Annotated in this window: 1 protein-coding gene; it reads left to right on the top strand. The window is 66.0% G+C overall.

Going from position 1 to position 326, the window contains the following annotated elements; genetic code table 11:
• Positions 1–298 (top strand): hypothetical protein (locus B3T77_RS04330; protein ID WP_292077574.1); only part of this gene is annotated, 298 nt, incomplete at its 5' end.
• Between the last annotated feature and the right edge of the window lie 28 nt (positions 299–326).

The following is a 326-nucleotide window of genomic DNA, read 5'->3' on the forward strand; positions in this document are numbered from 1 at the left end:
CCGCTTCGCCATGAACACCAGCGACAAGAGCGACTGGGAACTGCGCGGCCAGTACTGGAAAGCCAAGGAGAAGCTGACCCGCGCCAACGATGAATGGAGCGAGGCCCAACTGGCCCGCCGCGTCCAGCTGGACCGCCGCATCGCCGCGCTCGAGGACCAGCTCCGCGCCGCCGGCCTCGACCCCGTCATCGAACGCGAACAAGACCGCCGCATCTCCCAGGGCATCGACCTCTACCTCGGCACGTGGCGCGGGATCGTGACGATGGAGGAGTGGGAGAAGACGCTGGATGAGCTCTGACCATCAATCCTTCTCCCCTTGCGGGAGA

The sequence above is a fragment of the Brevundimonas sp. UBA7838 genome, from assembly GCF_002500885.1.
GTDB classification, from domain to species: Bacteria; Pseudomonadota; Alphaproteobacteria; order Caulobacterales; family Caulobacteraceae; genus Brevundimonas; species Brevundimonas vesicularis_C.